This window comes from Pseudomonadota bacterium, assembly GCA_023229365.1.
Classification (GTDB): Bacteria; Myxococcota_A; Polyangia; order JAAYKL01; family JAAYKL01; genus JALNZK01.
This window is the reverse complement of sequence record JALNZK010000057.1, coordinates 20574-31898: the sequence shown is the minus strand read 5'-3', so window position 1 is coordinate 31898 and position 11325 is coordinate 20574. Positions and strand designations below refer to the sequence as shown.

Sequence of the window (11325 nt, the reverse complement as noted above, 5' to 3'; positions counted from 1 at the left end):
AATCGGCGGGATCAGGAAAGACGCGGATATTCGCAGTTGCGCGTCACCGTGAGCGGCGGCGACGCCGGCGGGCGGCGGCGGTGCCCCATCGCCGCGCCCACGAGCCTCGGTGCGGACCGAAGCTTTTCCGCTCAGGAGAACAGGAGGGAGAGGAGGCCCGGGCGCGACGAGGCGCCCGCGGCGGCGCAGCCGCAGTCGTCGTCGGACTTCCCGGGCTCGGGATCGGGGCCCGCGTCGGTGCCGGCGTCCGGCTCGTCGTCCGGGCACCCCTCGACCGGCGCGAACTCCGCGGGCGGCTCGCCGCTCTCGCAGTCGATGTACCCGCCCGACACGTAGCCGCACGTGCCCGCGCACTCCACGGAGACGAACTCGCCCCCCTCGCACCAGATGGAGACGGTCATGTCCGGCGTGCAGCAGCCGTAGTACGAGTCGTGCGGCGTGAACGACCACGTGTCCGCGTCGCAGTCCTGCGCCATCCCCTCCGGGCAGCAGACCAGGCCGGGATCCGAGAGCGCGACCAGCTCGCACGGCGTGGTCGCGTCCGGGCACGCCATGAACGTCAGCACGCACTCGGAGCTGCATCCCGCCTCGCCGTCCCCGAACCCGACGTCGGAGCACGGGACGCCGGTGGCGACGCACGGATCGCACTCCTCGCCCTCGTCCACGACGCCGTTGCCGCACTCCGCGCCCGGGCACCCGGACGTGTCGATCATGCAGTCCGTGCCGCAGAGGAGATCCGGCCCCAGCCCGAGGCCGTAGTCCGCGCAGGTCGTGTCCCCGAAGTCGTCCCCGTCGCACTCCTCACCGCCGTTCACGACCCCGTCGCCGCAGTACGCGTCCGGCGCGACCCAGCCGCCGCCGGCCTCCGCCGGGATCTCGTGCGTGATGCAGTGCATGGCGCCGGCCATCCCGATGATGTGATCGGAATCGATGGGGGTGACGACGACGCCAGGCGCGGCGGCCTCGTAGGCGGCGATCGCGGCGGCCTCCATGTCGAGGAGGTCGTCCGCGGTCTCATCGCCCTGGGGATCGTAGTACGACGGCATCGCCACCGCGCCGTTGAAGACCTGCGAGTTCATGTACGAGCGGTAGACCCAGTAGGCGCCGTCGTAGTACGGCTCGGGCATCGGCAGGCGGGTGATCGTCCACGGATCGCCGGCCACGTTCGTGCTGGCCTCGAGGATCGCGAGGTTGTCCTCCTGATCCTGGTAGTCGTTCGGGGTGTGCGGGGTCGCGCAGTAGCCGGCCCCGACCCCCGACTCGGTCGCGCCGGCGAAGTGCGTGTCGGCCGGGTACTGGCCGAGCAGGATCGACGTCGGCGCCATGACCTTCGCGTAGAGATCGATGTGGCCCGTGCCGTCGAGGCAGATCGGGTTGAGGACGATGATCTTCTCGCAGCCGAGGTACTCCTGCATGAGGGCGTCCACGTCGTCCTGCGTCCAGCCGGCGGGCTTCTCGTAGCCGTACACGATGTCCGAGAAGAAGCAGGTGCCCGCGCCGTCGGACATGATGTTGCCGCCGGACAGCCCGTGCTCGGTCGACACCATCACGTCCATGGGCGCGCCGTCGGAGCTCATCCAGTCGCCGGCGGCCATGAGCAGCGGGATCGCGTCGTCGAGGGGGCGCGTCGAGCCGTAGTCGGCGTCCCACATGTGTCGCACGCCTTCCGGGTCCACGGCGAACTCCGGGCCGTAGTCGCGGATCCAGATCGTGTCCACGGGGTAGTTCAGGTACGAGTACGCATCCGACGGGACGCCCGCCCCCTGGAGCCGCGGCTCGAACAGCGCCCTGTAGCTGTCGGACGCGATGATCCAGACGTGCCCGGCCGCGGCGTACGCGACGACCATCTCCTCGTACATGTCGACGAACGAGGCGCCGTAATTCAAAGGCGCGATGATCACGGAATCCATCTCGTCGAACTCGCCGGGGCGGATCGAGCCGTCCGGGGGCGGCGCGGGGTTCGGCAGCTGCGGCGGCAGGTACTCGCGATCGAGCCGCGGGTGGTAGAGCTGCGGGTTCGCGAGCTCGTCCGGCGTGACGAACGCGTGGGGAATGCGCTGCGCGTCGAGCGGCGCCACCTCCGCCGGATCCGCCGCCGCGACAACGCACCACACGGCCGACGTGAAGCCGGCCGACACCGCAAACATCCTGGCCCGCATGGTCAACTCCCGTCTTTCGCGCGCCGGCGAAGCGGCCGGCGGACAGGGGATTGTGGCACCGTTCACGGTGCGTTGACGAGAGGGAAAAGCACCGGCGCGGCCGGGAGGCCGCTCAGCCGATCACGCCGCGCTTCTTGAGGAGATCTATCACGGCGTGGGCGCACTCGCCGACGGTCAGGCTGCCCGTGTCGAGCACCAGCTCCGGCTTCTCCGGTGCCTCGTACGGATCGTCGACGCCCGTGAAGCCCTTCAGCTCGCCGGCCCGCGCCTTCTTGTAGAGCCCCTTCGGATCGCGCTGCTCGCACACCGCGATCCCGGGATCGCAGTACACCTCGACGAAGCTCTCGGGCTGCAGGGCGCGCGCCTTGTCGCGGTCCGCGCGGTACGGGCTGATGAACGCCGTCAGGTTGACGACGCCCGCCTGGGTGAACAGCTTCGCCACCTCGCCGATGCGCCGGATGTTCTCCTCGCGGTCGGCGGCCGAGAAGCCGAGGTTCTTGTTCAGCCCGTGGCGGATGTTGTCGCCGTCGAGGACGAACGTGCTCACCTTCATGCCGTGGAGCGCCGCGGCGACCGCGTTCGCGATCGTCGACTTGCCGGAGGCGGAGAGCCCCGTGAACCAGATCGTCGTGCCCTTGTGGCCGTGGAGCTTCTCGAGCTCGGCGGTCGAGATGATGTGGTCGTGCCAGGTGATGTTCGTCGCCTTCTGCTCGGTCATGGTGATCCTCCTCGGTTCGCGAAGCCGCTACACCATAAAGCGGTGATGCGAAGCAAGGCAAAAAACCGGACCGTACGATGTCAGTCCGGGTGACGACGGGGGAAGGGGTCCGCCTCCTCTTTCCCTCGGGCCGCGCCCTTGTGCTTCCAGATGAAATAGGCGGTCTGTTGCAGCCATCGGAGCCGCTCCAGGGAGCTCATGCTCTCGAGCGGGTTCCGCGGCGCGCGGAACGCCTCCTCCGGGATGGCGCGGATGACGCCCGCGAGATCGTCAGCCATCCCTTCGCCCCTCGTGCAGGAGGCGCTCGATGGCCCGTATGTCGAAAACGTCTTTGTCTCGCGGCGGGTCGACGGCCCGCTTCAGCTCGAGCAGGCGGGCGAGGGAAACGACCCGCAGCGAGATCCCGGGGATCTCTACGGGGACCGAGTCGGCGGCCAGGCTCTCGTAGCTGAGCCTCTCGGTGAGGAAGACGTCGACCTTGCGCAAGGGCATGTCCGGGTCGGCGAGCATGAACGCGATGGCATGCTTCTCTTCGACCATCATCCGGACCAGCTCCGGATCCGAGAGGGCCTCGACGGGCACCGGCACGAGCGGCTGGAGGCCCAGGGACTCCATCACTTCCCGGAAACGGCTCACGTTCTCCTTGGACAGCTCGAGCGCGATGTCGAGGTCCATGGTCGTGCGCTCGATGCCGTGGAGGACGATCGCCACCCCGCCTGCGACGACGAAGCGGACGCCACCGCTCGTGAGCGCGCGGAGGATCTCCTCGAGGTAGTTGACGTTCGGCTCGTCGGCCATGCCGAAATGATATAGGAGCGCCACGGCCCGGACAAGGACCCCGCGAAAAGGAGGAAGGGAACGGTTCGACTCGTGGCGGTCAGTAACAGACCTGGTTGTACTTGTCGAGCGTCTCGGCGCCGCTGCGGCACAGCGCGAGCTCCTGCGTGATCTTCTCGGCATTGGCCTTCTCGACGCACTTCTTGATGGCCGCGTCGAACTCCGCCTTGGCCGTCTTTATCTTCTCGTCGATCTTCGCCATCTCCTCCGCCCGCCGCGGCACGAACTCCGAGAGGTCGAGCTGCATCTTCTCGTCGGCCTGCTTCTTCCTCTCGGCCATCAGGCTCTGCAGCGACGCCTTCTGCGCCTCGTCCTTGGAGGCGGCGAGCTGCGCCTCAAGGTCGTTCTCCCACAGCTTGACCTGCTCGTCGCGCGTCGCCTTCACGTCCTTCTGGAGCTGATCGAACATCGCGTCGACGTCGGCGACGAGCGCCTCCTTCGACGGCATCTGATCCGCCCCGTTCAGGTGCGCGAAGTTCTCGCACATCTTCTGGATGTCCGCAGGCGTCGCCTCCGCCATGCACCCGCAGGCCGCCCACGCGAAGACGCCCAATACCGCCGCCGTGATCATCTTGCGCATCGAAACCTCCTTCGCCCCCGCAGGGTAAAAATCCGAACCTCACGGAATACGGAACCCGCTTCCGCGGTATTGCTTTTCGCGGTACGAGTTGTCGAAACCGCACCACCATACCAGAGAGCGCGGTCGAGCGACACGAAACAACGGACGGAGCAGCACCCACATGAGAATCAAAGCCACCCCCTTCCTCGCCCTCGCGGTGTTCATGGCCTCCTGCGCGACGACGTCGCGCTCGATGCCCGCCTACCCCACCGGGCCCTCGAAGCCCGCGTGGAACGAGGACGCGCTGTCGCAGGCCGCGGAGCGGTTCTACACCGCCAAGGACATCGCCGAGGCCGAGCGCGCGGTCGAGGAGGCCGCCGCCGTCGCCGCCGACGCGACGGTCACGCACGAGATCGCCGCGGAGCTCGCGCGGTTCCGGGGCGACGAGGACGCCGCGTTCGAGCACCTGTACCTCGCCCTCTCGTCCAAGCTCGACGACGCGCCGTACAACCACCTCCAGGCGCTCCTCAACCTGTCGCTGACGACGACCCAGTACCGAGAGCTGCTCGCCCTGTTCGAGGAGCTCGTCGCGCGCCACCCCGACGAGGGCATCCGGCGCCTCGCCGCGGCCTACGTCGCGAGCTGGCAGCGGCGCATGAACGCCGATCCGGCCGCCGCCGAGCGGGCGCTCGACCGGCGCGGCCTCCTCACGCACTTCGCGCTGGTGAGCCCGTTCGAGAACGACGCCGGCAAGGGCTTCGCGGCGGAGTACCCGCCGGAGCGCGAGCTGAACCTCGACGCGTCCTACGACGGCACGCTGTTCCCCGCCCGGTGGCGGGTGGACGTCCCGGTCGATCACCAGCGCAACCTCGACCTCGGCGATCTCGTCTCCCCGTCGGCCAACGTGGCGGCCTACGCGAACACCTACGTGAAGGTGCCCGCGGAGGGGCCGTACATGCTCCGGGTCACGACGTCAGACGCGATCCGCGTGTGGGTGAACGACATCGAGGTGCTCTCGCAGCAGAAGATCACCGGCGACGCCACGGACCAGTTCCGCGTGCCGGTCGTGCTCCGCGAGGGCTGGAACCGCCTGCTCGTCAAGTCGTGCCACGAGGCCGGGAGCTGGCGCCTCGGGGTCGCGGTCTCGAACGCGGACGGCAGCCTCGTCGTCGGGCTCGAGAACGACGCTCGGCCGAAGGCGGTGGCGGACGGCGCCCCCCCCGGGCCGGGCTACAGCTTCGAGGAGGACATCACGCTGCGGCTCGAGCGCGTGCGCGAACCGGCGCGGCGCCTCTTCCTCGCGATCGATCTCGCGGAGGGGATCGGCCTCGCCGCCGGCGCCCAGGATCTCTCGGACCTGTACCGGGCCTCCGCCCCCGAGTCGCTGTTCGCGCGCTACAAGTCGGCGGCGCTCAACTGGCGCAACAACCAGGCCGGCGAGACGATCGACACCCTCGACCTGCTCATCGACGAGAACGGGACGCGGGCGCCGATCCTCTTCCTGTTCCGCGCCGGCTTCTACTCGGATCAGGACCGCGAGGACAAGGCCCGCGCCAACCTCGAGGCCGCGGTCGCGGCGAACCCCGAGTACAGGTCCGCGCGCATCCTGCTCGCCGCCAACTACCAGCGCGAGGGCTGGTCCGAGGACCACCTCGCGGCGGCGCTCGAGAACGCCTCGCGGTGGCCGGACGACACCCGCGCCCTGTGGAGCCTCGCGGGCGCGTACGAGAACCTCGGCCGCCGGCGCGAGGCGAAGCGCGCGCACAAGCTGATCCTCGATCAGTGGCGCGGCGCCCAGGACATCCTCGAGGCGATGATCAACCACGCGCTCTCGCAAAGCGACTTCCCCGCCGCGGCGCGGCGCCAGAAGGACATCTGCCGCATCTACCCGAACAGCCCGTCGTGCTACGTCGATCTCGGCGACATCCTGCGCCGGGGCGGCCGCGTCGACGAGGCGATCGCCGCCTACGAGCGAAGCCGCGAGATCGACGACCGCTGGGCCGTGCCGCTCGAGAAGCTCGGCGCGGTGGCCTACGAGGCCGGCGACAGGGAGCGCGCGATCGAGCTGTGGAAGGAAGGGCTGAAGTACGATCCGGACAACCACTCGCTCGCGGACCGCCTCGAGTTCGTCGCGCCGAGCGACGCCGGCCTGCTCGGGGAGTACGCGCCGACCGGCGACGACATCAAGGCGCTGCTCGCGGCGCGTGGCGAGACGGAGATCTTCCCCGGCTCGAACATCGTGCTGCTCCTCGATCACGCGGTGGAGCAGATGGAGCTCGACGGCTCGAGCCGCAAGATCGTGACGCAGGTGATCATGGCGGCGAACGACACCGGGCGCGATCAGCTCACGGCGCAGTACCTCGAGTTCGGACGGCGCAAGCTCTACGAGGCGTACGCCGTCGATCCGGACGGGGCGCGGCGCGAGGCCTCCTCCATCCGCGACAACGAGGTGCGGTTCCGCGAGCTCAAGGTCGGCAGCACGATCGTGATCCAGTACCGGCTCGACTCGTACCCGATAGGCTACCTCGCGCGCTACCCGGACCGCCGCTGGTTCTTCCACGCGCCGGGCGGGCAGTTCGAGCGCTCCGAGTACGTCCTCATCCTGCCCGAGGAGATGAAGTTCTCGGAGTGGGGCCGGGGCGACTGGAAGCGGGAGGAGCGGAAGGTGGACGGCAAGCGGGTGCTCTCCTACGGCGCCCTGCACGTGCCGCCGCTGGTCGGCGAGCCCGGCATCCCGGCGGTCCGAGACGTCCTCGCGCAGGTCGCCGTGTCGATGAACCCGAGCTGGGACCACATCGCCGAGTGGGACAAGGCGCTGCTCGTGGACGCCTTCCGCTCGACGCCGGAGACGAAGAAGCTCGCCCGGGAGATCACGCGCGCGGCGACGACGAAGCGCCAGAAGATCGACGCTCTGACCCGCTTCGTGATGCGGGACATCCGCTACCAGCAGGACTACGAGAACACCATCGCCGGCGTGAAGCCGCACGCGGCCAACGTCGTCTTGCAGCGCGGCTACGGCGACTGCAAGGACAAGTCCGTGCTCCTGATGACGCTCGCGCGCGAGGTCGGCATCGAGACGCGCCTCGCCCTGCTGCGATCGACCGTCACCGGCGAGTTCATCAAGGAGCTCCCGTTCCTGCAGTTCAACCACGCCATCGTGTACGTCCCGCCGCAGGAGGGGCTCCCCGCGGGGTTCTTCCTCGACGCCACGCCGGACACCCTCGATCTCGCGACGCTCAGGCCCGACGATCAAGGCACGTGGGCGATGACGATCGATCCCGTGGGCGGCAAGTGGGAGTTCGTGCAGATCCCGTTCTCGCCCGCCGAGTCGCACTTCACGATCCGCAGCGCCACGATCGAGCCCGTGATCGCGGCCGAGGGCGCGGAGACCGAGAGCCGGATATCGCTCCGCCTGGTCTTCCAGGGGCCGACCGCGGCGCGGATCCGGCAGGTGCTCCGCAACCCCGACGACTCCCAGGTGTTCGCCTCCGAGCTGGTGAGCCAGCTGTTCCCCGGCGCCAAGGTCGAGAAGCTCGACTTCAGCGGCCACGACGACATCGTGAAGCCCCTCACGCTCACCCTCCAGCTGACGTCGGCGCAGATCGCGCGCCGCCAGGGCGAGACGATCGTGATCGACGTGCCGAAGGGCGAGAGCCTCACGCAGCTCGTGAGCCTGCCCACGCGGAGGCTGCCGCTCCAGACGAACTACTACATGACGCTCGTCGAGGCCGTGGACGAGATCGTGATCCCGGCGGGGTACGCGGTCGAGCACATGCCGCCGACGGCGACCGTGGACAACGAGTTCTTCCGTTTCGAGCGGTCGTCCGCTCTCGACGGCGGCCGGCTGAAGATCTCGATGCGGTTCGTGGAGAAGACGACGCGCGTGGAGGTCGCGCAGTACGCCGCGTACCGAGAGGCGGTCACCGCCGTCGTCGACAACCTGAAGCAGGACGTCGTCCTCGCGCCGATCGCGGCCAAGGCCGGCTCCAAAAGGAAGGGATCCGGAAAGCCGGGGAAGGCGCCGTGAGCCCCCTCCGCGCATCGTCCGCCCTCCTCGCCGCCGCCGCGCTCTGTACGGCCGCCGCCGGGTGCGCGCCGACTCTGAAGCAGCGCGAGCTCGACGCGGCCGGCACGCTCGAGGAGCTCGCCGACAGCCGGTTCGAGGCCGCCGGCGAGAGCGCCGCGCGCCTCCTCGAGCGGGACGGCGGCAACCCCTACGCCGCGGCCGTCGCGGCGATCTCCGAGTACAAGGCGACGGTGCACGACCTCGTCAACGACGTGATCACCGTCGTCGTCGGCGCGGCCGCCACCGGGCGCGTCAACGATCGCTACCTCGAGGGCGCGTTCCGCGCTGCCGAGGCCAGCCTCGCGAAGATCGATGCGCGGCTCGCGATCGCCGCCGCGGAGCCCGGTCTCGCGATCGAGCTGTGCGTCGCGTGCCTCGACGTGGACTGGAACCGGGACGGGCGGATCGACGACGACGACGAGGCCATCCTCGAGGTGGAGCTCGACGAGGAGGAGCGGCCGATCCCGGAGGGCGATCCGCGGCGGCGGCCGACGTTCCGGTTCGACCACGGGGACTTTCTCTGGGCGCGCGCGTTCGTCGCGTTCCAGCGCGCGGCGCTCGACATCGTCATTGCGTACGAGTGGAGCGATCTCGCCCGCGCGGCGCGGTTCGAGGACGCCGACGTGCGCATCCGCCTCGTCGACGAGGCGCGCATGGCCGAGGCGAAGCGGCGGATCCTCGAGGGGCTCGATCTCTCCGACGCGGCCCGCGAGGCGTACCTCGCCGAGACGGACGACGATCGCGAGTGGCTCCCGAACCCGCGGCAGGAGGACCACCCGATGCCGATGCCGGTGGACGCGGCGCTCTACGAGACCTGGGCGCGGATCGCCGGCGACGTGCGCCAACTCGTGCGCGGCGAGGAGGGGCTCGACGTCGCGGAGATCGCCCAGCTCGGCGACAACCGCTGGAAGAACCCGCCGCGCGGCTTCATCGACCTCGGCCGGCTGTTCGACGACCCGCACGACATCGTGCTCGACGCCGAGGCGCTCGACGACATCGAGGACGCCGCGGACGACGGGAACCGGCGCGCGGTGGAGACGGCGCTCGACGGCCTCCTCGGCAGCGCGTACGTCCGCAAGATGCCGCGATCGCCGTTGCCGTCCCGCCTCGTGCGGATGCAGCGCGAGATCGACCGCGGCGTCGAGTCGGTGGGGCGCAAGCTGCGCTACCTCCTCTGGATCAACTGACACGCTCTCGCGTACAATCGCGTCCGAACCGAACCGAGGAGGTCGACATGCGGACATCTCTGTGGTGGTGGCTGGCGGCGCTCGTCGTCGCGGCGGCGGGACCGGGCTGCGGGGACGACGGCGGCGGCGGCAGCGCGGACTCCGATTCGGACGTGGACTCCGATTCGGACACCGACTCCGATTCGGACGCGGACTCCGATTCGGACACCGACGCGGACTCGGACGCCGACACGGACTTCGGCGCCTGCCCGCTCTTCCCGTCCGACAACCCGTGGAACACCGACATCAGCGGCTACGACGTGCACCCGAACTCCGACGACTTCATCGCGTCCATCGGCGCCGACTCGACGCTCCACCCGGACTTCGGCACGGTGTGGGACGGCGCGCCGAACGGCATCCCGTACGTCGTCGTCGACGATTCCGTAGCGCACGTCCCGGTGGAGTTCATGTACGCGGAGGACAGCGATCAGGTCGACTACCCGATCCCGCCCGACCCGCCTATCGAGGGCGGTCCGGACGGCGACGGCGATCGCCACATCCTGATGGTGGACGTCGACGAGTGCATGCTCTACGAGCTCTGGTACGCGTGGCCGCCCGGCGAGGGCGAGAACCCGTTCGACGACGTCTGGTACGCGGGCTCCGGCGCGGTCTTCGACCTCACGAGCAACGAGCTGCGCCCCGACTACTGGACCTCGGCCGACGCGGCGGGGCTGCCGATCCTGCCGGGCCTCGTGCGCTACGAAGAGGCCGTGACCGCCGGGGTGATCGACCACGCGCTCCGGTTCACGATCTCCCTGAGCCAGGCGGCGTTCATCCACCCCGCGACCCACTTCGCGAGCGATGCGACCGACGAGGACCTGCCGCCCATGGGCCTGCGGCTCCGGCTCAGGGACGACTTCGCCGTCGACGGCTTCGCGCTCGAGGTGCAGGCGATCCTGAACGCGCTCAAGACGTACGGGATGTTCGTCGCGGACAACGGCTCGGACTGGTACATCTCGGGCGCGCCGAACGCGGCGTGGAGCGACGACGATCTCGCGCAGCTCGGAGAGGTCCCGGGGAGCGCGTTCGAGGTCGTGTACACGGGCGACCCGATCTACTGATGTCGCGCGCGGCCGAAAAGATGCTCGACGATGCCTGGGCGGCGATCGCCGCGGGCAACCTGCTCAAGGCGCGCTCCCTCGCGCGGCGCGCGACCCGCGGCGCCCCGCGGGAGCTCAAGTCCGAGGCGATGCACGCGCTCGGCCGCGTCGAGCTCGACTCCGATCGGCCGAAGGACGCGCTGCGCCTGCTCGCCGAGGCGAAGCGGCTCGGCGGCTCTTCCCCGGACCTCGCCTACGACCTCGGCCTCGCGCACGAGGCGGTCGGCGACGACGCCGCGATGCGGCGGGCGTTCCTCGAGGTGCTCGATCTCGATCCGCGGTTCGACGCCGATCTCCCGATCCAGGTCGAGGAGGATCGGCTGGTCGAGATCGCGGAGCAGCTGCTCGGCGAGCTGCCGGCCGAGATGAGCGAGCACCTCGCCGGCGTCCCGATCATCGTCGAGGACCGCCCGACCCGCGATCTCGTCGAGGAGGGGTTCGACCCCCGCGCGCTCGGGCTGTTCGACGGACCGCCGTGGTCCGAGCAGGGGCTCACGGGCCCGCAGCTCAACAGGATCGTGCTCTACAGGATGAACATCGCGGCCGTGTGCGCGGACGGCGCCGAGGTCGAGGAGCAGATCCGGATCACGCTGCTGCACGAGACCGCGCACTTCTTCGGGCTGGACGAGGACGGGGTCGCGGAGCTGGGCTTCGAGTAGA

General features: G+C 69.7%; 9 protein-coding genes. 4 read left to right on the top strand and 5 right to left on the bottom strand.

Annotated elements, in window-relative coordinates:
- Positions 1-131 precede the first annotated feature (131 nt).
- From M0R80_19610 to M0R80_19590, 5 genes are all read right to left on the bottom strand, one after another.
- Positions 132-2159 carry an agmatine deiminase family protein gene (locus tag M0R80_19610; protein ID MCK9461842.1) on the bottom strand — a complete coding sequence of 676 codons (2028 nt, stop codon included), beginning with the start codon at positions 2157-2159 and terminating at the stop codon, positions 132-134.
- Between the two features lie 112 nt (positions 2160-2271).
- Positions 2272-2877, bottom strand: coding sequence for an adenylyl-sulfate kinase (gene cysC / locus M0R80_19605; protein MCK9461841.1), 606 nt, complete (start codon positions 2875-2877; stop codon positions 2272-2274).
- Between the two features lie 80 nt (positions 2878-2957).
- A complete protein-coding gene (locus tag M0R80_19600; GenBank protein MCK9461840.1) occupies positions 2958-3155 on the bottom strand; it encodes a hypothetical protein in 198 nt (65 codons plus the stop codon).
- Positions 3148-3675: a nucleotidyl transferase AbiEii/AbiGii toxin family protein gene (locus tag M0R80_19595; GenBank protein MCK9461839.1), complete on the bottom strand. Its 528-nt coding sequence runs from the start codon at positions 3673-3675 to the stop codon at positions 3148-3150. The genes M0R80_19600 and M0R80_19595 overlap by 8 nt, the downstream gene beginning before the upstream one ends.
- 79 nt (positions 3676-3754) lie before the next feature.
- Positions 3755-4294: a hypothetical protein gene (locus M0R80_19590; GenBank protein MCK9461838.1), complete on the bottom strand. Its 540-nt coding sequence runs from the start codon at positions 4292-4294 to the stop codon at positions 3755-3757.
- Between the two features lie 160 nt (positions 4295-4454).
- Between M0R80_19590 and M0R80_19585 the strand changes: the two genes are divergently transcribed.
- The 4 genes from M0R80_19585 to M0R80_19570 are packed head-to-tail and all read left to right on the top strand — an operon-like array spanning position 4455 to position 11324.
- Entirely contained in the window at positions 4455-8300 is a 3846-nt protein-coding gene (locus M0R80_19585; GenBank protein MCK9461837.1) for a hypothetical protein, read from the top strand.
- Complete coding sequence (locus M0R80_19580; GenBank protein MCK9461836.1) at positions 8297-9526, top strand: hypothetical protein; 1230 nt, start codon at positions 8297-8299, stop codon at positions 9524-9526. The genes M0R80_19585 and M0R80_19580 overlap by 4 nt, the downstream gene beginning before the upstream one ends.
- A gap of 47 nt (positions 9527-9573) precedes the next feature.
- Positions 9574-10626: a hypothetical protein gene (locus M0R80_19575; protein ID MCK9461835.1), complete on the top strand. Its 1053-nt coding sequence runs from the start codon at positions 9574-9576 to the stop codon at positions 10624-10626.
- Entirely contained in the window at positions 10626-11324 is a 699-nt protein-coding gene (locus M0R80_19570) for a metallopeptidase family protein (GenBank protein MCK9461834.1), read from the top strand. The genes M0R80_19575 and M0R80_19570 overlap by 1 nt, the downstream gene beginning before the upstream one ends.
- Position 11325 lies beyond the last annotated feature (1 nt).